Raw genomic sequence first — 22,306 nt, forward strand, 5'->3', positions numbered from 1 at the left:
AGTCGTGTAAAACAGCTGTTTTTTTGTAAATTGCCATATATTTTCACAATAATTAATTATTAATGAGCTTATTAGCAATTGGATCAATGGCGTTTGATGCATTGGAAACGCCTTATGGAAAAACAGATAAAATTATCGGTGGTTCTTGTACTTATATCAGTCTTTCGGCTTGCTATTTCACACCGAATGTAAATGTAGTAGCTGTTGTCGGAGAGGATTTTCCACAGGAGTACATAGACATGCTTACGGCAAAAGGAGTAAATCTGGATGGCCTTCAGATTAAAGAAGGAGAGAAATCTTTCTTCTGGTCTGGCCGTTACCATAATAATATGAATTCCCGTGATACTTTGGTGACAGAGCTGAATGTGTTAGGGACCTTTGATCCGGTTATCCCTGAACTTTATCAGGATTGCCAATATCTGATGTTAGGTAATCTTACTCCGATGGTTCAGATTCAGGCGATAGAAAGACTTAGAAACCGCCCGAAATTGATTGTAATGGATACGATGAATTTCTGGATGGATGTTGCTTTGGAAGATTTGAAGCGTGTCATTAAAATGGTGGATGTTCTTTGCATTAATGACGAGGAGGCACGTCAGCTTTCAGGGGAATATTCTCTAAGAGTTGCTGCTAAGAAAATAGTTGAAATGGGTCCAAAAACACTCATTATCAAAAAAGGAGAACATGGTGCATTATTATTCCAGGAGGAAAAAATGTTCTATTGCCCGGCATTACCACTGGAAGATGTATTTGATCCGACGGGAGCAGGGGATACTTTCGTAGGAGGTTTTATCGGATATCTTGCCAAAACAGAAGATTTGTCATTTGACAATATGAAAAGAGCAATTGTTTATGGTTCTGCCATGGCATCATTCTGTGTTGAAAAATTCGGGACTGAAAGAATGCTTACTCTTACTGAAGCTGAAGTAACAGGCAGAGTTCAGGAATTTGCTGATCTGGCTCATTTCAAGATTTAGGAACCTGAATCACATAAAATTAAAAGCCGGATTCCTGGAAGAGTCCGGCTTTTAATTTTTATTAGGCTTTTACCATTAAACTGCCCCTGAAATATAATTCTGAAGATTTTCTATAGTATGTTTTTGATCTTCAATGATAAAACGAACAAGGTCACCCATTGAAACCAGGCCCTTTACTTCTTTTTCAGTTACTACCGGCAAATATCTGATGTGTTTATCAGACATAATTTCCATACATTTTTCAATGGTATCATTGAAAGTGACATTCGGAGGATTATTCTGCATAATATCTCCGACCAAAGTTTCCTGAGAATGTTTCCCTTTCAATATTACCTTTCTTGCATAATCCCGTTCTGTCAACAGGCCGATATACTCCCCCTCATGTAATACAATAATGGCACCAATATTATTTTCTACCATTACTTCCAAAGCTTCATATACTGTTTTGGTTGCTTCGATGGTAGTAACCGTACTTCCTTTACCTTGAATTAGATTTGAAACTTTTTTCATAATGATGTCTGGATTTAAAAAGTTTATGTTTGAAAATTTACAAAATAACTTACTTAAATCCAAATGAATATCACCTGAAAGTTTAACTATTTTCCTCCTACAACTACCTCTAACAGAGAACCTTCGGATAGATATTGATTCGCCATTTCCAAAATTTCGGGAGCGGAAACCTGTCTGATATTTGAGATATAATTTTGATAAAAATCCAAAGGTAAATCTTCACCCAAAATCACTTTATATCTGTCTATGATCTCAAACGGAGTATTCAGAGATCCGGCAAAGGCGCCAATCATGTAATTTTTGACAGTTTCCAATTCACTTTCTGAAACTAATTCTGTCTGTAATTTTTTAATTTCTTTGTAGATCTCATCAATAGTTTGCTGAGTAAATTCTTTTTTGACATCCGTTCCGATGATGAAATATCCATCTCTTGCAAAGGGTGCCACATTAGAAGAAATCCCATAAGTGAAGCCTTTTTCTTCCCTGATATTTTTCATGAGACGGGAACCGAAATAACCACCCAGCGTTTCATTCAGCAATAACATTTTGAAATAATCAGGATGACTTCTTTTAAAAAGTTTCCTGCCCATTCTGATAGAGGACTGCACTGCATTTTCTTTTTCTACTAAAATTTTATCCTGACTGTTATAATCTGTTTCAGGAAGAACTTTAGATGAAATATCTGATTTAGCAATCTGATGATTACCGAAGAACGTTTCGATTAATTTAATTTCTGCATCACTGATTTTTCCTGACAGGAAGATTCTGCAAGGTTGGTTTTTCCAGCGATTATTATAAAATTTAATAAGATCATCTCTGTTGATGCTTTGAATGTCTTCCGCTCTTAATGAATTACCATAAGGATGCTGAGCTCCGAAAACATCTTTTCTGAATACCTGGTTGGCTACAAAAGCATTCTTCTCGAGATTTACTTTTAATGTTTGAAGGGAAATATTTTTCAGGTTATCAAGCTCCCGCTGCGGGAATACAGACTCATTGATGATTTCCAAAATCATCGGGAGTAGAGAACTTAAATGTTTGGTAAGTCCGTACACTACTACATTCGCACGGTCTAATCCATGACCGAATTCTGTAAAGGCACCAAAAAGGTCAAAAAATTCACTGATTTTTGAAGATGAATGATTCGCCGTTCCCTCACTGAGCATTTTTGCAGTAAAATGAGAAACTCCATTATTCGGATAATCAAACCATCCGCCTGCCTCAAAACTTACTTCTAGTTTCATAACAGGTTGTTCTCCGACATTTACGATATGTAATGGAATGCCATTGGCTAAAACAATGGTTTGAATTGATGCGATATTAACCTCATCAATGGTTTTAAAATTCGGAGAGATGGTTCTGTCTAAAATCATATAAACAAATGGCTTTTACTGGTTTTCTTAAAAAGCAAATGACACTCCTGCTGGAATGTCATTTGATAAACAATAATTTCTAAAATAAAGTTTATTATTTCGACTCAGATGCCACTGACTTTGGAGCGCCATCAAATGTAGCTGCAAGGGAAATTCTTAAGGTATTAGCTAAAGGACTTCCGCTTCCTCCTGTCGGCAACAAATAAGCAAAGTCGAAGCTATATTTTTTCTCCAACTTGAAGCCTACACCAACGGTAGCATATTTTCTGTTACCTTTCATTTCGCTTTCGTTGAAATAACCAACTCTGGCTGCAAACATGTCATTGTAAACGTATTCACCACCCAGTGAAACCGTAACTTCTTTTAATTCTTCGCTAATTCCATCCGGAGCATCTCCGAATGATCCAAACATACCGCTAAGTGCTGATTTTGTATTTGGATCCGTACCTTTATCGATAACAGTAACTCCGTTTACAGTTTTGTAAGAAGGAGGAGTCGGAACCATCAACTTGTTTAAATCAAGGGTGAATGTGAATCTGTTATGCTGATCGATCGTTCTCGTTGCGGCCATACCAAGTTTGAAGTTGGTAGGAACGAAGTTATCCTGAGTTGATCCGTAATTGATTTTACCACTGATATTAGAAATCATTAAACCGTAGGTATAATTCCAGGGCTTATCTCTTTTTGTATCATAAAATAAACCAATATCCGCGGCTACTGTACTTGGTGACTTCGTGATAGCCTGGCTACCGCCTGTGGCATAATTACCAATCAGATTAGAGTTAAGGAACTTAAGATTTACCCCTAAAGAAAGGTGGGTTGAAAGAACTCTTGAGTAGCTACCTGTAATAGCATATTCTTTAGAGTTAAAATTTCCTTTGATTGTACCCTGGTCATCAGTTGCCTGAAAAAGACCCTGATCGAAGTAATTGACAGCAAGTCCGATAGTTTGACCTTTACCTATTTTTTTATACGCACTTAGATTATAAAGTGCCATATCGTTAATTAAGTTACGTAACCAGGGAGTATATGATAATGAAACACCGAATTCTCTGTCAGCAACAGCCAATTTTGCAGGGTTCCAGTAGATAGCATTTACATCAGATGAGATAGCAACCCCTGCATCACCCATTGCAGCAGAGCGGGCATCAGGAGAAATATTTAAAAATAACATGGCTGGCGTAGGAATTCTGCCTTCGTTAACTTGTCCCAAAACTGGTTTTTGCGCAAAACTTACTAATGAAGAACCTGTTAAGCTTAGCATCAATACCGCTTTGAGGGCGTAGGTAATTTTTCTGGTCATTGTCTTTAAGAGTTAAGAAATAGTTCTCTGGACGAGGTATGATTTCAAAAGTAATGAATAAAATCGTTTTTCAATAAATTTTTTATAAAATCCTTCCTTTAAATTTATCTAACGGAAATCAATCTTCCCGTCCCTGAAGATTGGTATCCACTTGTCAATGATTTTACAAAAATAGTATAAATGTACATTCCCGTAGGAATTTTTTGAGATTCACCGCCTAATGACCATTCTATTTGAGTGATTGGTTGATTTACTCTGTACTGGGTGTCCTGAAACTGTTTAATTAATTTGCCCTGGGAATTGTATAATGCAATACTTACTGTTAAATCATCCCCCTGGCGATTGTGTTCGAGGTTAAAAAACAATGAATTATCCGCGCCTGAAAGTGGATTGGGAAAGCAATATACGTTTTTTAACTGATTAGGTTGATCGGGGATTACCTTGAATCGTAACGTTTGCTGAGTTGAATTATTGTACGTATCCCATATTTTTATAGTAAGCTGATGATCACCTGCAGGAAGACCTTTAAAAGGCATCGTTATTATGCCACTTTGAAAGCTGTCTGCAGCAGGAATAAAGTAGGGTTTCAGCAGGTATTTAGCTGTGTCATTCAATACAGCGGTCATTTCATGTCCCAGGCCATTTGTCGCCAGATTTAAACCATTTTCATCAGAAATTTCCGCATATAGAATAGGATTTGAATCCGTGACAGAATTGTCTTTGAAATTTTTACTGTTTAAATAAGCGAGTAGTTTCGGAGGATTATTGTCCGGGTTAAAAACAGCAGCACCTCCGACTAAAGGTTCAACTTTACCACTTGCATCTAATGTCTGCTCATTGTTTTGGGCATAAAGATAAATTCTGCCGTTTCCTACCTGGTAATTGATGTCTTTGGGAACAACAAAAGAAAAACTGTATTTTCCGTTTGTGATAGTTGAAGTACCTTCAAACAATACATTATTAAAGGCCTGGTAGGCAAATGGAGAGCCTTTTCCTCCAAGCGTTGTGAGGTTGTTTTCTTTGTCAAATACCTTAACCTGAAGCTTACCGTTAAAATTTTTAACCTCGGTTTGAGTGGCTTCATCAAACACCATTCCTTCGAAAGTGACTTTACTTAACGCTTTTAGGGTATCTTTTCCTGTCAGAGGTTTACCATTGATTGTTGTGACCACCAGATTTTCTTTTGGATAAGCCAATTGCATAGACGGATCTCCCAGTAAGGTGAAATTTCGGTTGATTACTCCCGATACGCCGAGATTCTTGGTTTTTTGTATGATTTCGCCCAATCTTAGCATTACTCCGTTTCTGGATTTAAATGCTGTTTCATAGAAAGAAGAATTCAGAATATGATTGGTGCTTTGATAAACAGGTCTGGTGGTGGTAAGTAATCCGATTGCTCCTCCTTTGGCATTTAATATGGCCAGTTCTGCTCCTGAGACCTGATTCGGATCATCATATCTACCAAACTGACATGTTGCTGTTAACATCAGCGGCATGTTGTCGTAGTTAGTCCAGTTAGAAATATCGTTTGTTGTAAGAATCTGCTCTTCAGACCAGCCTGATTCGGCCCCATGCCCATTGTAATTCATAATCAGTACTCCCTGTGAAATGGCATTGTTTATAGCCTGATTTGCCAATGGTGAACGCTGTCCTGCCGGTAAGGAAATTAACGGATAAGCATCCAGGTATAATTTGTCAGTCTGATAGTTTTTATAATTGTTTTTAATGATCTGTGAAAAATAATCAGCATCTTCCTGGTGAATATTGTTATCACCATTATCAGCGACAAATGCGATTTTTGTTCTCCAGTCGCCCAAAACATTTTTGCTGGTTTCATAATGAAGCAATTTATCGACCATAGCCTTTGCCTCATCCGGAAACTTTACGGGTAATCTTCCGATACCGATATTCAATGTATGATCTCCGGAATCGTTCTCCGGCCATTCTCCTTCCAGATCGCTCAAAAAGCCATAATAATCATCAGAAGAATAACTTAGAATCGGATGTAATGACTCCCGGCTTTCATAAACAGGAATGTACATATCTGCAGTGGTTTTAGAAATTACCACAGACCTTTTTTTGTAATCTACCGAGGCATCACCAAAAAGTAAAAGATACTTGAGTTTAGCCGGATTTCTGTCATACAAAGACTTCATGAAATCCCTTATGGCAGAAATGTCCTGCTTTCCTGAAGAGTATTCGTTATAAATCTGTTCAGGACTTACTACCGCGACAGATAGGTTATTTTCTTTTCGTCGGTAATCTGCCAGCCTTTCAGCCTGATCCCGGATTAATTCTGAGCAGAGAATGACCAGGTCCGGGACGTCTATGTTTCTGATGTTCTGATTTGGAACAACTCTTATGGTTAGAGGAACAAGATAGTCGTTTGTTGAAAATATGATAAACTCCCGCTCTTCCTTAGACTGAAGTCCGAAAAGTACTTGCTGGCTATTTTGGTTAAAAAGTTGATTTTTTATCTGGAAAGGATTTGATATATCCCAGATTTTTACAGAAGGATTGGTAGTTTTTACGATGAAATTACCGGAATCATTACATCTGAATAAGGTCTGATTGCCGTACAAGGCAATATCTCGCTGCACTTCAGCCAGTAAATAATTCAGGTAACCTGCTCCGCTGAAACTACTGTTTTTATTAAAACTCACACCCACTTTGAATTCTCCGTTGCCAATATATGGAGTTGACTTGATTAGATAGGTTTTTGTAGAGTCTTGTCCTTTATAATCGTAAGTAGCTGTTCCTACCGGAGCTATACTCTGGCTTCCTACATCAAGTCCATTTAACCGTACTTTGAAAGAACTGTTGCCATTCACGCCGGCCATCATGGAAGCTGTAACACTGATAACGGAGTCCTTCATAAGCCCTGATAATTTCAGATCAAATGTCTTTTCCTGACTATCATAAAAATCTTCACCGTACCATTCACGACCAGACTGAATAAGGTTTATCAGGTCTTTTTCGTAATAAGCATAGTCGTAATAGGAAGTTACATACTTTGTGGCTTCTGCGGTATTCTGGTCTTTAATTCTCAATCCTTTGCTATCGGAAACAGTCAGGAAATAAAATGCTGTATCAGAATAAATATTGGTCTTTACAGAGAATTTCTTTTTGGTATAATCAAAATCTACCTGATGTGGACTTTTTGCTAAAAAGAGTACATAATCCTTATTATCAAATTTTGTATCTGCTTCACCTTCTACATAGATGCTATTTTCGACCAGGTCTGCTAACCTTGGGGCATTGTTTGCCTGAGGGAGCATTCCTTTGAAATCCCCATAAATTTTAATGTTTTGCGGATTAATTTCTGAAATGTTAAAACCAGCCTTCTGAAGATATGCAGCGTCGAGTTTATAGACGCCGGTTTGAGTAATTCCGATCTTTACCCATTTCCCTTTCGAAAGAACTGAGGCATTCTGTCCCTTGCAAAGGTTACAAATAAGTATAAAAACAAGTGAAATATAGATAGTTGAAGATTTCAAATCAGGTATTCTTTCAAGGGTTGTTATAAGTTAAGAATGTAAATCCTGCCGGATTATTTTATTCTCAGGATTTAATTGCATCACTTTCCTGAAAATCAATGCATTTGTCTGCAAAAATAAGGGATGAATGTTATAATTTTTTAACCAGGGCCGTGGCTGAAATAACATATCGTTTAGAGGTTTTGGCATCCGTGCATAAATAGCGGGTTCTCCTCAGCAAACCTTTCACAAAAGTCTGACCACGAATGATAAACTGATCTCCTTCTTTCAGGGAAGTGAGAGGTACCTCATCTGTTTGCAGGTCATATGTCTGAAGTATGCGTACCAACGGAGTATAACCCTGTGTGGAGGCAGAAGGATTTTGTAAATATGCGGTCAATACTTCAAGCAGGTCCGGGGGCAAAACTTCATTGCTGAGAACAGGAAGAAATGTTTTCAGAAAATTTTGCTTCCATTCCTTTCCGTGAGGGTCTTTCTTGTTGCCGTATTGCTTGTAAGTTACCAGGTGAGCCACTTCATGGATATAAGTGATCAGGAAAGAATAGGGATTAAGATTTGAATTGACGGTAATCTGATGTCCTTTATCTTTTCGGTAGCAATAATCTCCAAACTTGGATTGTCTCGGAGGAGTTACCTTAAAAGAGAATTTATGAAGAGCCCATAAATCGTAACAGTAATTTACGGAATTTTCGGGAAGATATTTTTTGAATATATAAAGATGCTTGTCTTGAGTCATATCTAAAGTTTTTCAAAACATCTTACTTATGCAAAAATTGAAGGTTCTTTTTATAAGCAAATATAAAAGAGGAATGGTATAGACATAAAAAAAGTCTTATTACGATAATAAGACTTTTTTATCTCAAGTGAGAGATGATTACTTCTTAGCAGCAGAATCAACTACAGCAGCAGCAGAATCAACAGTAGCAGCAGCAGAATCAACTACAGAAGCAGCAGAATCTACAGTAGCAGCAACTGAATCAGTAGTAGTTTCAGCAGCTTTTTTCTCACCGCAAGCAGCCAATGTTACCATACCAGCTACGAATGCTAAAGCGAACAATTTTTTCATTTCTTTGTGTGATGTTTTAAGGTTTGAGTTACAAAGTTAAATGCAATTTCTATTCCCTGCAAGCCAAGTGTTACTTTTTTTTAAGGAAATTCTAAGAAGTTGGGAAAAATCTTTAAAAAAGCCAAAAAAATAAACTATATGAACAATAAATAGTCCAATAATTAAATTTTTCTAAAGATTCTCTAAGAAATTTAAGGGGAAATACTCAGGACTTAATGCTTGAAATTTCTTGATTTTGTTCTATTTTAACGAATAAGAGCTTTCAGACGGTCGTAAAAACCTGTACTTTTAAAGGTAAAAGTTTTGTGAAGTATGTAATTTGAAATGAAACTGAAGCCCATTCCTATCACCTGAGAACCCAGCTCATTTACATTTACCGGTTTCTGAAGAAAAGGTAAAAGAATAGCGTTTTTACCAAAAGTTGCTTCTACCAATTTGAGAGATGCTAAGGCAAAAAACCACATAACAGCTCCTGAAAAACAGGCTACCATCACGAACTTTACCATTTCTCTTCTTGTCTGATTGGTGCTTCTTGCATCAAAGGCAAACATTTTAGTGAGGAAAAATCCTACGAAAAAGGCAATAATATATGAATATGCAATAGCCGATCCGTAAGATAAACCCAGGTAATTTCTCAATAAGCTGCCAGCAATAAATTGTACCAGAGCACCTGTACCTGCTACTAAGAAATAGGCAATCAGATCTTTTTTGTTGAGTAGTTTAGTATTCGACACTAAATTAAAGTTGATGGGTTGAAATCTCAGAATAGAAACATTTCTATTCTGAGTATATTTTTTTAGAAAATGCTTTTTACTAAATCCGGAGCAATACCAAGTACGATGGTTAAGAGCGTCGTTACAATCAGCGTGATTTTATAAATAGGCTTTAGTTCGATTGCCGGCACATCTCCTTCTTTGAAATAAGCAGAAATAATGGCTTTGAAATAATAATAAATACCTACAGCTGACATTAAAACTGCAACCACCAGCGGCACTACAATTCCTCTCTGGAAAGCATCTGAGAAAATAAAGAACTTACCCCAGAATCCTGCAGTCAGTGGAATTCCTGCTAATGACAACATCGAAACAGTTAATACGAAAGCAAGTAAAGGGTTGTTCTTCGCTAATCCGTTGAAAATATCGAAATTCTCATTTGTTTTCTCTGCATTACTTTCTTTGGTCTCAGCTACAACCATTAATACTGCAAATGCAGAGATCGTTGCAACAGAATAAGCTAATGAGTAAAACAGGATTGATGATTGTGTATGAGCCACTTTAGCAGTTGCTGTCAGCATTAAATATCCTGCATGAGAAATACTTGAATAAGCAAGCATTCTCTTGAAGCTCTGCTGATAAACGGCGGTAATATTTCCGATGATTAAGGTAAGCATCGTCAGGAAGTACAGAATATAGATCCAGGTACCATAAACCCCAGTGAATGCTCCTCCCAATAATCTGAATAATGCAGCAAAACCAGCTGTTTTAACAACTGTTGACATAAAAGCAGTGAAAATGGCAGGTGCTCCTTCATATACATCAGGCGTCCAGAAATGGAAAGGTGCTGCAGAAACTTTGAATAGCAGCCCGATAATTACCATAACAATACCGATATATAATAATGCCGGGGCAGAACCTCCGGCCGCAGTTAATACCAATGCTTCAATGCCGTGAATATTAAATGACCCCGTAGCTCCGTAAATCAGGGCAATCCCGAAAAGAAGAATCCCTGTAGCAAAAGCTCCCATCAGGAAGTACTTAAGCGCAGCTTCATTGGAACGAAGATTACGTTTGTCTGTTCCTGTAAGAATATACATTGAAACAGATAAAATTTCAAGCCCTACGAAAAGCATAATCAGGTTTTCGAAAGTGACCATCATAATCGCTCCGACTACTGAAAATAGCATAATAGCATAATATTCAGCAGGGTGAGTATGTTCCTCATCATCACCGAAACCTCTTGAAACAGCCACTACAAGGAACGTTGCTACTAAAATCACAGAAGCGAAATTAACAGACAGGTTGTTCGTGCGAAGCATGTTATTGAACCACAGATACTCCTGATTCCAGTCGGCGAGATTTAAGCCTAAAGCTACCAGAACAAAAGCCAGCGTGGCAGGTAGTAAGATTTTCCGGTTGTTGAGAAATCCTAAGAAAAGGTTGGCAATCCCGAAAAGTGATAAAGCTATAATTGAGTTCATATTTTTTCGACAGTAGCACAAACAGATGTCTGCGAATATGGTCACATGTCACAGGCAAATACCTGTGAATACTATTTATTTCGTAATAATTGTCAATAATTGAGAAACAGCAGGTTCCGTTATATGCAGGAATGCATTTGGCGCAATACCTAATGCAATTACTAAAAATGCAATGGGAAATAACACCGCTTTTTCACTGAAAGTCAGATCCTGGAACCCTTCAGTAATACGTGAAGTAATACCGAACATCGATTTCTGAACCAGTCTCAACATATAAACCGCACCGAGAATAATAGTAATTCCGGCTACAGCTCCGATCCAGACATTGTATTCGTAAACTCCTTTGAGAAGCAGGAACTCTCCGACAAAACCATTTGTAAGAGGTAACGCTACCGAACCAAGCATAATGATAATGAAATAAACGGTAAGATTAGGCGTCGTTTGAGTAATACCTCCAAGTCTTGCCAATTCTCTCGATTTAGTACGCTGCTGAATAATTTCTACGATAAAGAAAAGGCCGATGACATTGATACCATGCGCAAGCATCTGGATTAATGAACCTTGCAAACCATCAAGTGTTCTTGAAAAAATCCCGGCAGACATTAATCCTACGTGAGCAAATGAAGAATAGGCGATAAGGCGTTTCATGTCTTTTTGCTGGATAGCAATGATAGAGCCGTAAACAATTCCGATCACAGACAAAATGATAGCCGTAAGACCCCATGCCTGAACTCCGGCAGGAACAATTGGCAGTAAAATACGGATTAAACCATAGGTACCCATTTTCAACATAATTCCTGAAAGCAACATCGTAGCCGGAGCAGGAGCTTCAACATAAGTATCGGGTTGCCATGTGTGGAATGGGAATAATGGCATTTTGATAGCAAAAGCAATGAAAAATGCCCAGAAAATATATCCTTGCTGTGACGGGTTCAGATTTTGCCCCACTTCATATAATGCAGTAATATCAGAAGTGTGTATTTCGCCCGGTGTTTTCATGTAGAGGTACACAAGTGCCAGTAACATGAATAGCGAGCCAAACATGGTAAAAATAAAGAATTTTAAAGTGACCTTAATTTTGTTTTCACCACCCCAGATTGCTGCAATAAAATAAACCGGAATGAGAGCTGCTTCGAAAAAGAAATAGAATAAAAAGCCGTCTTTCGCTGTGAAAACCCCGACAAGAGCAGCCTGCATAAACAGAATCAAAGCATATAGATTATTTGCATTCGTATAATTACTGTTAAATGTAGAGACGATAATGAATGGAACCATTAAAGTAGTCAGACAAACTAAAATCAGGCTGATACCGTCTATTCCGATTGAAAATTTCACTCCGGCAGCATGGATCCAATCGTAACTCAGACCAAATTGTGTACTGGCATCCGGAACGAATGAGAAGTAAGTATAAGCTCCCAATGCAAGCTCTATGAAAGCAGCAGCAGAAGCAATTGTTTTGGCATTTTCACCTTTCGAGGCCAGGGTTAATAAACCTGCAATGATAGGGAAAAGTATGAGCGTTAGCGTAAGCATTAGTGTTACGTTTTGTTTTACTGTACTTGATTTTCCTCCGGTTTATCCAATAATCACGAAGGGTATAATGAATTTACTTGTTAATTCTTTAAGTTATCAGAACAAAAAAGCTCTTAAACTCCATGCCAGAATCACAGCGATAGAAATAACCATGGCAAAGATGTAATAACCTGTTGTTCCGTTTTGAAGAAGACGGGCTTCTCCGGAAAGTATTTTAACACCTTTCCCGATTCCTTCAACAATTAAATCAATTACCAGGAACTCTATAACAGAATGGAAAAAATTAGATAAAACCGTAATCGGGGTTACGAAGATTTTATCATATAATTCATCCACATAATATTTGTTGTAAATAACTTTCTTCAAACCGGATTCCTGTCCGTCAGCAGCAGGAACAGATTTTTTAATGATGTAAAGAAAGTAAGCAAAAGCAGCAGCAATTAAGGCCGCAGCTACGGAAATAACCATCAGCATTATTTCTGTTGAAGCATCTGCTTCGTGTGCGGTACTATGAGTATGTGCAAATAATGGCGACATAAATTCTGCCAGACTTGCATGACCATTAAAGATATGAGGCAAATTAAAGAATCCACCGATTGCAGAAAGTACAGCTAATAACATTAATGGTAATGTCATTGTAATCGGTGATTCATGTAAATGATGTTCCTGTTCATGTGTACCTCTGAACTCTCCGAAGAAAGTAAGAAATAATAAACGGAACATATAAAATGATGTCATCACAGAGCCTGCCAATGCCACAACCCACATCAGTTTATTGTGCTCGTAAACATGAGCTAAGATTTCATCTTTTGAGAAAAATCCGGCAAATGGAGGAATTCCGGAGATAGCAATGGTTGCAATAAGGAAAGTAATAAATGTAACAGGCAGTTTCTTTCTCAGTCCACCCATAAAACGGATATCCTGTTCGTCTGACATGGCATGAATTACTGATCCGGCTCCAAGGAAAAGTAATGCCTTGAAGAAAGCATGAGTCATAACATGGAAAAAGGACGAAGAATATGCCATTACGCCAAGCCCCATGAACATGTATCCGAGTTGTGATACAGTAGAATAGGCAAGTACTTTCTTGATATCATTCTGGAATAAACCGATTGAAGCGGCTAAAACAGCAGTTGCTGCACCTACCCAACCTACAATTTCCAGTGTTTCCGGAGATAGAGAATACATGATATTCGCACGGATAATCATGTAAATACCGGCAGTAACCATGGTAGCAGCGTGAATAAGGGCTGAAACCGGAGTAGGACCAGCCATTGCATCTGGTAACCAGGTATATAAAGGAATCTGAGCCGACTTACCCATTGCTCCTACAAAAAGAAGTAATGTGATATAAAGCAGTGTTTTATCACCTGATTCATAATCGCCTTCTGCGATTTTTCCAAAAACATCAGCGAATTCAACAGATCCGAAATGGTTGATTATGAGGAAAATACCTAAGAGAAAGCCTAAGTCACCAATACGGTTCATGATAAACGCTTTCCGGGCGGCATTTCCATAATTTGAGTTTTTATTCCAGAAACCGATAAGAAGGTAAGAACAAAGACCTACGCCTTCCCAACCGATAAACATTACTACGAAGTTTGAGCCTAAAACCAATAGCAGCATGAAGAAAAGGAAAAGATTCAGGAAGGCAAAAAACTTTCCGAAACCTTCATCATGGTGCATATATCCGACAGAGTAAATGTGAATAAGTGACCCTACACCGGTAATAATCAGCAACATTAAAAGAGAAAGCTGATCAATCTGGAATGACATCGAAATATTCAGTTTTCCTACAGTAATCCAGTCAAACAAATGGGTTACTTCAGGCTGACCTGAAAATCCGATGAAGAGACTTAATGCACAGGCAAAAGAAGCTAAAGCTGCTGCCGAACCAATAATACCTACCAATGATTTTGGAACATGACGGAATCCGATTCCGTTAATGAGGAAACCAATTAGTGGAAAAAGAGGAATGAGGGTCACAAGTGACATAATTTGAAAATTTGAAAATGCCTTAATTTATGCTCCGGCACTTTATTCTTTGGATATTATTTTCAACCTAAAACCGATAACAATGGCAAAAATCAGGAATCCGGGTATTTTCAGAATACTAATATTTAACCAAATGTTACTGAAAAGGTATTACCATTTCAACTTATTCAGAATACCAACATCAATGGTTTGGATATTGCGATAAATCATGACAATGATGGCCAGACCAACAGCTACCTCAGCGGCTGCTACTGCCATAATGAAAAAAACAAAAATTTGTCCGGATGGGTCAGCTCGATAAGAAGAGAAAGCTGCGAGCAGAAGATTTACAGCATTCAGCATCAATTCAACAGACATGAAGATGATAATGGCATTTCTGCGGGTAAGGACGCCCACAATACCGATACAAAATAATGCCGAACTGAACAGTACATAAAAGTTCAGGGGAATCAGTTTGATTACGTCAGGTATTTGTTGCATTTGTTGCATGGTTTTCTCAGATTTTCAGGCGCAATGGTTAATATTTCAATGTTTTCGCCCGAAACCTGTAAGTTCTTGTTTCTTTCAAACCCCAAAAATAGGAGCTTGTTTGAAATTTGATGTGGTTTTGAAAAAAAATATGGGCAAAATTAAGGAATTCTTAATAAAAATAGTCAAAAGCCGAGATACAAAAATAGAAAGATAACTTTTTTTAATATCGGTTTAAAATAAGCCTTGTCAAATACTCAGATTGAATTTACTTGTTATTGAAATTTCTTAATTTAATTTCTGTCAGTTTACGTTTGGTATCTAAGGGGAAATCACCCTTCATCATCCAGTCGTAATAAGACGGTTCATCTTTGAGTACCTGTGCCACAGGTTTTCCGGCGTGTTTTCCGAAATTAATGATTTCTACCCCTTCTTTATTATAAGCCAGTCTTTGTGCAAAGTCCACGATTTTTGAAGATGTTATTTCATGAAGAGCTTCCATGTCATTTTTTACAGGCTCGTATTCTTCTCCTTTATCGTTTTTGATAGTAACTCCCTCATAATGCTGTACCTGAGCATTCAGGACTTCCAATGTTGCTAAAGTATCCGCTTCCGCACCATGTGCTCCTTCAAGGACTTTACCACAATAGAATTTGTAAGCAGCCGTCAGATTACGGGGTTCCATCAGGTGAAATATTCTCTGAGCATCAATAAGTCTGCGGTTTTTCATGTCAAATTCCACATCATTTCTCAAAAATTCTTCGACCAGCATAGGGACGTCAAAGCGATTTGAATTGAAACCTGCCAGGTCACAACCTTCGATAAATTGCGCTAAAGATTTTGCGATTTGTTTGAAACTTGGTTCATCTTTTACATCTGCATCATAAATTCCATGGATGAGTGAAGATTCCAATGGGATAGGAATACCCGGATTTACCCTTCGGGTTTTTACAGAAACAGTACCATCAATATTAGCTTTCGCGATACAAATTTCCACAATACGATCTCTCTGAACATTGATACCCGTTGTTTCGAGATCAAAAAAAGCCAGAGGTTTTTTGAGTTTGAGCTGATGTTGCATTGACAAAACTTTGAAAAACCAATTATATCCATCAAGGAAAATTCCTTTTCAGATGAGTGCTACCAGATACAAAGGTAAGTTTTTTCATGTAAGGAAAATTTAGAAAAAATGATTTAACAGGCTTTTTCCGGAAATTTTGGAAAAAATGATGAATTTTATGATACAATTTACCAGTTGGTAGTTTTCTGACAGCACAAATAATGATTCTTACCGGAATAATCTTTTATTAATTTATCAAATGCCCCAATACAAACACATTTTTTTTGACCTTGACCATACCCTTTGGGATCATGATACCAATTGCAGGGAAGCTTTGTCTGAGGTGTATGAAATATTTAAATTAGAGACGATCGGTATAGAATCTCTTGCCGCTTTTCAGGAGAATTTTAATGAAATAAACTACAGATTATGGGGGCAGTATGAGAAAGGAGATATTTCCCAACATGAGCTGAGACATGACAGATTCAGACTGGTTTTCACGTCATTAGGGGTATCTGACCATGAAATTTGTGACGAACTATCAGATGTGTATCTCAGTATCTGCCCTAAAAAGTCAAATTTACTGCCTTTTTCAATAGAAACGCTGAAATACCTTTTCCCTAAGTACCCTTTGCATATTATTACAAACGGATTCAATGAAACCCAGGATACCAAAATGATTTCTTCTGAAATCAGGCATTATTTCAGAAACATTGTAACGTCTCAGGAATCAGGATTTAAGAAACCGGATCCGGAAATGTTCAGATATGCCTGTAAAATTGCTGAAACCAAACCGGAACAATGTCTGATGATAGGGGATAATTTTTATGCAGATGTACTCGGTGCAATGAATGTAGGTATGGACGCTGTGTTTTTTAACCCCAATGCTGTTAACGTAATCGAAAAGCCCACATTTGAGATTCAGAATATGAGGGAGTTAAGATATATACTTTAAAAAATACTCAATTGGTTATTGTCGGTTTTTGTATCAAAAATCTTTTTGTCGCGGATAGATTTCCGGTGACTGTTCAGAAAGTTAACAAATTCATCAATTTCCCTGTAAAGCGGGGCGAAATTATAAGAATCCAGCGAATACTTTTCCTGATAAACCGCATCAAAATCAGTAATGATATACTCCAGCGTTTTAATCCCCCATTTTTGCAGGCCTAAAAGGTAAAGATTCTGGTGATTATTCAGAAAACGATCAGGCTCGTAATAACGGGTACTTTTAAGGTCAAAGGCTTGATTACCTCCTACAATATCCACCATTCCATATAGAAGAACATCTTTATATCTGGCTTCAACATAAAACTGAGTTTTGTATCTGGTAGGGAGCAGCGCCCTGGTTTGTTCAATGATTCCTTCGTCAAAGAATTCTTCATTTTCTCCGGTAGTCACAGCCTTTTCAAAGTTAATACCTTTTTGCTGGGCCTCAGTAACGGGTTTCTTAACCCGGTTGATTCTGTCAAGCATTTCCTGCAAATCCACAATAATTTCACCTTGTGCATCACGGGTTTCATTTTGATACAAGGAGAAAGAGTTGAGTAAAGTAGGATAGACGCGGTACATATCTGTTAATAAGAAATCTGAATTTGGGAATTGTTTCAATCTGCAATCCCCAAATTTAATATTTAGAAATCTAATTTCAATCTTTCCACAACAGTATTGTTGACAAGATGGCTTTCTATAATTTCCTCAACGTCAGAAGGTTGAACATTGCCATAGAAAATGCCCTCAGGATATACCACCATGGCAGGTCCGAACGCACAGACATCAAGGCAGGCTGTTTTCTGAGCTCTTATTTTTACATTCAGGCCTTTTTGTTTCAGGGAATCTCTCATGGTATCAAGCAAGGCTAATCCATTTGCTTCCCCGCAGCATTTCTTCCCGGCATCTTTTTGATTGGCACAAATAAAAACGTGTTTTTCGTATTTCATTGATTTAACTTAAAATAGTAAGTGTTTTAATATGTATCTGAATTTTATATACTGAATTTTTCAGGACTTTTAATCAATTTCCAGTAATACCGGACAATGATCAGAATGTTTGGCTTCTGAAAGAATGGCTGATCTTGTAAGCCGGTCTTTCAATGAATTAGCAGCAAGATGGTAGTCAATACGCCAGCCTAAGTTCTTTTGTCTGGCAGCAGCTCTGAAACTCCACCAGGTATATTGATGAGGTTCTGCATTAAAATGTCTGAAAGTATCAATAAAACCTGTTCCCATAAATCCGTCAATCCACTCTCTTTCTTCGGGCAGGAAACCTGAGCTGTTCGCATTAGATTTAGGATTATGAATATCTATCGGCTTATGGCAGATATTGTAATCTCCTGAGATAATCAGATTCGGAATGTTGGTTTTCAGATCATCAATATAACCTTGAAAATCTCCCAGCCATTTCATTTTAAAATCCTGACGAATATCCCCGCTTGAACCTGAAGGCATATATACTGACATTAATGAAAAATCTTTAAAATCAGTTCTGAGAACTCTCCCTTCATCGTCATATACACCGATTCCACAGCCATATTCAATATGCAAAGGCTGGTGTTTCGTCAGAATTGCTACACCGGAATATCCTTTTTTCTGAGCCGGGTACCAGTAAATATGATAACCCATATCTTCGAAAATAGCAGAGTCAATCTGAGATAGGTCTGCTTTGACCTCCTGAAGACAAATCATATCAGCTTTTGTGGCATCAAGCCATTCTGCAAAACCTTTAGATAGTGCCGAACGAATTCCATTGACGTTGTAGGTTAAAATCTTCATTTTAAAATGATTTCTGAAAGTTGTTGATTAAACAAGGTTTTATGAATGCAATTTTGAACAAATAATTAGCATTTCAAAAATCCGTTTTTCAAATAAATACTTCTTTTTCAAAATATTCGATGACATGAAGTTTGAGAATTCTTTCCTGGTCAGCGGTATTTACGTAAGGTAATTTCTGAAGCATTTTCCAGTGGGGCCAGCCATCCTGATCCAAGCCTTCCAATTCATAAATGCCGCTGTAACTTAAAACTTTACAAATAGCGATATGCATTAAATCCTGTTTCTGTTCTTTTGTGAAAAACTGATGCCCCTTTCCTAACTCCTGTACACCCACAAGGAAAAGTACCGCATTAAGATCAGATGGACGTTTTTCTAATAAAGTTTCAATCTTGTTCAGGAGCTCTTCCCACTTTTCCTTTAATCTTTCCGGTTCTAATTCCATATAAATATAATGCCTTTAATCCTGAAGCTGGCATTTCAGCTGCCGGATCTCAATTCCGGACTTATTCTTTAGTTGTTGTTAATAATTCCTCCCAATATTCGTAAGCTCTGCGCAAATGCGGAACGACGATAGTGCCTCCAATGAGCGTAGCAATAGAAAAAACTTCCTGCATTTCAGCATCACTGACTCCTAATTCGGCACATTTACCTAAGTGATACTTCACGCAATCGTCACAACGGAGTACCATTGAGCAGGCTAAACCAATCATTTCTTTGGTTTTTTCCGGTAAGGCTCCTTCTGCGTATGCATTGGTATCTAAATTGAAAATTCTTTTTATAATTTTATTATCGGCCGACATGATTTTTTCATTCATGCGACTTCTGTAATCGTTAAATTCCTCGACAAGACTCATTTTCTACAGATAGTTTTTAGTTTTGAATGATACAAATTTAGTACATTCTTAACTATGAATTGAGCAGATTAGTTTGATATGCCTAAACAGGATAAATGATATAAAGAATCTGGTTTACCGGGGTACAGCATAAAAAAACGTCCGGTGGGTTACATCGGACGTCTCAACTTTATCGGAAAGGGAAAATTCTTTTAAAATCTGGCTTTAAATTTTGCTGATTCCAGAAGTGCCTGTCTGCCTTCATTGTTGTTGGCAATAATAATAAGCTCTCCTTCAATTTCATCCTGAGTTAATTTCGTAATATTTACTCTTCCAACACCATTCTGAACACCTTCACGATTAGGAAGTGTAGTCTGGAAGAAATTTCTCGGATCTCTGTAATTGTTTAAATTTTCAATCAGGTTTCCGATATTCGGGATTGGATTAGCGCCCGGAATAAAATGTGTTCCTGTACTTGAAGCATTATACAATTTAATGTAAACCGTCTCAGAAGAAGTACTGTTTGTTGCAGTTAAAATAATTACAGGTTTACCTCTGTCATTAATACGTTGAACATGCACATCTCTTGACAAAATTCTATGACCTGTTGAATCGTCAAAGCTTATTTTGCCGGAAAAGACACCTTTATTTTCATTCTTATTATTAGCATTTCTGCTATAGCTCATTATGCTTACTACCAAAACGATAAAAAGCGAAAGAAGAATGAGTGGATTACGAGAGATTTTCATAGGTTTATTCGTGTGATAGCTAAAATGTTAAAGCATATATATATTTGATGTTGTAAGAATTATTTGACATATATACTATTAACAGTGCTTAGGTATTTGCATTTCGCAATTCAGTATTTACTAATTTTATAATATTTATTCTTAGATAGAACGCCTTGATACAAAAATATTAACAATGAATGATTAAATCAATAAATTGTCCTAACTATTTATATCATAGTTATTAAACGGTCTTTTTGAATCAGGTCACTATAAATATAAACAGAAAAACTATTTAATTTCTAATATTTTTGCCTTAAAATGTTCGTTTACAGGTATTTTAATATGTCTTTACCAATACCGGCTGTTCATTCAGATTTTTCATAAACCCGGAGAGTAGTGAACTTGTAAGTTCAAGGAATAGTTCAATTTCTGTTTTTCAGAATCAGAGTAATACCCCGGTAGTTTAAAAAAAGTTAATTATTGGTATTGAAAACCGAAAACAGCCTAATCCGACGGGCAGATTATGCGCCTTCTTACATTTATTCATCAACTGAAAATGACCCCACAGACCTATACTTTGATAAGTTAAATATGATTTCTTAGTATCTTTGAAAACTGTTAACCTAGAAAATTGTTTTTAGAAATGGAGGGTAAGGATAGCTCAACCCAGATTGATAGTCACCGAGTTGATACGGCCACGCCGGAAGCTCGAAAAAAAATGAAGAAAATGAAGTCATTCGAAATACCAGAATTTTACAGAAGCCAGATTATCGGAGGAATCAAAGAAGCAAGGAGGTTAAAAGATAAACTCAAGAGGGATTTCACTCCGACGCTATTGGATTTTGGTCCTGTCAGATTCTTAGTTTCAAGACATTTCGGTTTTTGCTATGGGGTTGAAAATGCTGTTGAAATAGCTTACAGAACCATCAATCAAAATCCGGATAAAAGAATCTTTCTGTTGTCTGAAATGATTCATAACCCTGATGTGAATGCCGATCTTCTTAGCCGGGGTGTGAAATTTATTATGGAGACATCAGGGAAGCAGTTAATCCCCTGGGAAAGTCTTGTTCCGGAAGATATAGTAATCGTTCCTGCATTCGGAACAACACTCGAAGTGCAGCAGCAATTGTCTAAAATCGGTATTAATGCTTACCAATATGATACTACATGCCCTTTTGTGGAAAAGGTGTGGAACAGAGCTGCTTCGATCGGACAAAAAGACTATACAATTGTAGTGCACGGAAAGCCGGCTCATGAAGAAACCCGTGCTACTTTTTCCCATAGTAAACAAAATGCTCCGACTGTTGTGGTAAATGACATGAAGGAAACCATAGAACTGGCGAAGTACCTGACTGGCGAAAAGCCAGCGGCGCAATTTTATGAAGAATTTAAGGGACAGTATTCAGAAGGGTTTGAGGTAAGCCGTGATTTGCAAAGAATAGGTGTGGTAAATCAAACTACTATGCTTGCCTCTGATACTCAGGCAATCGCAGATTATCTGAAGGCAGTAATTATTAAGAAATATAATATTGAAGGAAGTGATGTAACGGCTTATTTCGCAGATACCCGTGATACACTTTGCTATGCAACCAACGACAATCAGACTGCCACTTATGCATTGCTGGAGGAATCAGCAGATTTAGTTGTTGTTGCCGGAGGCTATAATTCTTCCAACACTTCTCATCTGGTTGAACTTTGTGAAGAGAAATTGCCGACATATTTTATTGAATCAGTAGAAAAAATCCTGGATAAAAACCTGATTAGCCATTATGATTTGCATAGAAAAGTCGAGAAAGTAACTTCCGACTTCCTGCCTGAAAAAGAACTGACCACAATAATGCTTACCTGCGGAGCTTCTTGTCCGGATGCCGTAATTGAAGCTATTTTGTTGAGATTACTGTCTTTTTTCCCGAATACAAAAGATATAGATTCAGTAATGGCCACCATTTAATATCAGAGTCTGATTGCCTGGCAGTTCATAGATACTTCTGAAAA

The 22,306-nt window shown here is 37.4% G+C and carries 21 protein-coding genes; 3 read left to right on the plus strand and 18 right to left on the minus strand.

Annotated features, from left to right (window positions below; translation table 11 throughout):
* Positions 1-62 precede the first annotated feature (62 nt).
* Positions 63-977: a PfkB family carbohydrate kinase gene (locus tag BM179_RS06885; protein ID WP_092014260.1), complete on the plus strand. Its 915-nt coding sequence runs from the start codon at positions 63-65 to the stop codon at positions 975-977.
* 75 nt (positions 978-1,052) lie between these two features.
* Here BM179_RS06885 and BM179_RS06890 read toward each other — a convergent pair whose 3' ends face one another.
* The 12 genes from BM179_RS06890 to BM179_RS06950 all read right to left on the minus strand — a co-directional run bounded on the left by BM179_RS06890 (position 1,053) and on the right by BM179_RS06950 (position 16,000).
* Positions 1,053-1,487: a CBS domain-containing protein gene (locus tag BM179_RS06890; RefSeq protein ID WP_092014263.1), complete on the minus strand. Its 435-nt coding sequence runs from the start codon at positions 1,485-1,487 to the stop codon at positions 1,053-1,055.
* A gap of 86 nt (positions 1,488-1,573) precedes the next feature.
* A complete protein-coding gene (locus tag BM179_RS06895) occupies positions 1,574-2,860 on the minus strand; it encodes a M16 family metallopeptidase (protein ID WP_092014266.1) in 1,287 nt (428 codons plus the stop codon).
* Between the two features lie 94 nt (positions 2,861-2,954).
* Positions 2,955-4,163, minus strand: coding sequence for a type IX secretion system outer membrane channel protein PorV (porV, locus tag BM179_RS06900; RefSeq protein WP_092014269.1), 1,209 nt, complete (start codon positions 4,161-4,163; stop codon positions 2,955-2,957).
* Positions 4,164-4,267: 104 nt separating this feature from the next.
* A complete protein-coding gene (gene porU, locus BM179_RS06905; protein WP_092014272.1) occupies positions 4,268-7,660 on the minus strand; it encodes a type IX secretion system sortase PorU in 3,393 nt (1,130 codons plus the stop codon).
* A gap of 130 nt (positions 7,661-7,790) precedes the next feature.
* On the minus strand, positions 7,791-8,396 hold the full coding sequence (locus tag BM179_RS06910; protein ID WP_092014275.1) for a SprT-like domain-containing protein: 606 nt from the start codon (positions 8,394-8,396) through the stop codon (positions 7,791-7,793).
* Between the two features lie 138 nt (positions 8,397-8,534).
* Positions 8,535-8,726 (minus strand): PG1828 family lipoprotein, encoded by a 192-nt coding sequence (locus tag BM179_RS06915; protein WP_092014282.1) that lies wholly within the window; start codon positions 8,724-8,726, stop codon positions 8,535-8,537.
* A 245-nt stretch (positions 8,727-8,971) separates the two neighbouring features.
* Positions 8,972-9,460 (minus strand): GtrA family protein, encoded by a 489-nt coding sequence (locus BM179_RS06920; RefSeq protein WP_092014285.1) that lies wholly within the window; start codon positions 9,458-9,460, stop codon positions 8,972-8,974.
* A 62-nt stretch (positions 9,461-9,522) separates the two neighbouring features.
* Entirely contained in the window at positions 9,523-10,923 is a 1,401-nt protein-coding gene (locus BM179_RS06925) for an NADH-quinone oxidoreductase subunit N (RefSeq protein WP_092014288.1), read from the minus strand.
* A 75-nt stretch (positions 10,924-10,998) separates the two neighbouring features.
* Positions 10,999-12,456: a complex I subunit 4 family protein gene (locus BM179_RS06930; RefSeq protein ID WP_092014291.1), complete on the minus strand. Its 1,458-nt coding sequence runs from the start codon at positions 12,454-12,456 to the stop codon at positions 10,999-11,001.
* A gap of 96 nt (positions 12,457-12,552) precedes the next feature.
* Positions 12,553-14,451: an NADH-quinone oxidoreductase subunit L gene (nuoL, locus tag BM179_RS06935; protein ID WP_092014294.1), complete on the minus strand. Its 1,899-nt coding sequence runs from the start codon at positions 14,449-14,451 to the stop codon at positions 12,553-12,555.
* A 150-nt stretch (positions 14,452-14,601) separates the two neighbouring features.
* Positions 14,602-14,931, minus strand: coding sequence for an NADH-quinone oxidoreductase subunit NuoK (nuoK, locus tag BM179_RS06940; protein ID WP_092014987.1), 330 nt, complete (start codon positions 14,929-14,931; stop codon positions 14,602-14,604).
* Between the two features lie 256 nt (positions 14,932-15,187).
* Positions 15,188-16,000, minus strand: a complete 813-nt coding sequence (locus BM179_RS06950) for a 3'-5' exonuclease (protein WP_092014300.1) — start codon at positions 15,998-16,000, stop codon at positions 15,188-15,190.
* Positions 16,001-16,238: 238 nt separating this feature from the next.
* Here BM179_RS06950 and BM179_RS06955 point away from each other — a divergent pair, with 238 nt between their 5' ends.
* Complete coding sequence (locus BM179_RS06955) at positions 16,239-16,934, plus strand: YjjG family noncanonical pyrimidine nucleotidase (protein WP_092014303.1); 696 nt, start codon at positions 16,239-16,241, stop codon at positions 16,932-16,934.
* On the opposite strand, the gene BM179_RS06960 is transcribed toward BM179_RS06955, so the two are convergent.
* The 6 genes from BM179_RS06960 to BM179_RS06985 form a co-directional block, all read right to left on the minus strand.
* Complete coding sequence (locus BM179_RS06960) at positions 16,931-17,548, minus strand: hypothetical protein (protein ID WP_092014306.1); 618 nt, start codon at positions 17,546-17,548, stop codon at positions 16,931-16,933. The genes BM179_RS06955 and BM179_RS06960 overlap by 4 nt on opposite strands.
* Before the next feature lie 62 nt (positions 17,549-17,610).
* Complete coding sequence (locus BM179_RS06965; RefSeq protein WP_092014309.1) at positions 17,611-17,916, minus strand: (2Fe-2S) ferredoxin domain-containing protein; 306 nt, start codon at positions 17,914-17,916, stop codon at positions 17,611-17,613.
* A 69-nt stretch (positions 17,917-17,985) separates the two neighbouring features.
* Positions 17,986-18,747, minus strand: coding sequence for an exodeoxyribonuclease III (locus tag BM179_RS06970; RefSeq protein ID WP_092014311.1), 762 nt, complete (start codon positions 18,745-18,747; stop codon positions 17,986-17,988).
* 88 nt (positions 18,748-18,835) lie between these two features.
* Positions 18,836-19,189 (minus strand): hypothetical protein, encoded by a 354-nt coding sequence (locus BM179_RS06975; protein WP_092014314.1) that lies wholly within the window; start codon positions 19,187-19,189, stop codon positions 18,836-18,838.
* A 61-nt stretch (positions 19,190-19,250) separates the two neighbouring features.
* Positions 19,251-19,601, minus strand: a complete 351-nt coding sequence (locus tag BM179_RS06980; RefSeq protein ID WP_092014317.1) for a carboxymuconolactone decarboxylase family protein — start codon at positions 19,599-19,601, stop codon at positions 19,251-19,253.
* A gap of 191 nt (positions 19,602-19,792) precedes the next feature.
* A complete protein-coding gene (locus tag BM179_RS06985; protein WP_143095168.1) occupies positions 19,793-20,329 on the minus strand; it encodes a hypothetical protein in 537 nt (178 codons plus the stop codon).
* A gap of 709 nt (positions 20,330-21,038) precedes the next feature.
* On the opposite strand from BM179_RS06985, the gene BM179_RS06990 reads away from it, so the two are divergent.
* Positions 21,039-22,262 (plus strand): 4-hydroxy-3-methylbut-2-enyl diphosphate reductase, encoded by a 1,224-nt coding sequence (locus BM179_RS06990; protein WP_092014990.1) that lies wholly within the window; start codon positions 21,039-21,041, stop codon positions 22,260-22,262.
* The last annotated feature ends 44 nt before the right edge of the window (positions 22,263-22,306 follow it).

Source organism: Pseudarcicella hirudinis, from assembly GCF_900115665.1.
Taxonomy (GTDB): Bacteria; Bacteroidota; Bacteroidia; order Cytophagales; family Spirosomataceae; genus Pseudarcicella; species Pseudarcicella hirudinis.